A 203-nucleotide genomic window follows, 5' to 3' on the forward strand; every position below is an offset into this window, starting at 1 on the left:
TGGTCAAATGTCTCCGCCATCGCCGCCAGACTTCCGCGCATGTCGGTGCCTGGCAGGGAACCAATTCCGGTCGCAATCACGCTGCTTGCTCCGCCTTTACGCCAGCGCGGTCGGTACCGCAGATGGTGGCCGATCCGACGACAAGGTCACCGTCGTAAAAGACGGCTGCCTGGCCGGGAGCGACTCCACGCAGAGAATCCTCT

At 63.1% G+C, this 203-nt stretch carries 1 protein-coding gene; it reads right to left on the reverse strand.

Annotation, left to right across the window (positions count from 1 at the left end):
- Positions 1-76: 76 nt before the first annotated feature.
- Positions 77-193, reverse strand: a complete 117-nt coding sequence (locus tag ACM615_RS24205) for an aminomethyltransferase beta-barrel domain-containing protein (RefSeq protein ID WP_431012680.1) — start codon at positions 191-193, stop codon at positions 77-79.
- Positions 194-203: the final 10 nt, after the last annotated feature.

This window comes from Rahnella sp. PAMC25617 (genome assembly GCF_050606005.1).
In the GTDB taxonomy this organism is placed as follows: domain Bacteria; phylum Pseudomonadota; class Gammaproteobacteria; order Enterobacterales; family Enterobacteriaceae; genus Rahnella; species Rahnella variigena.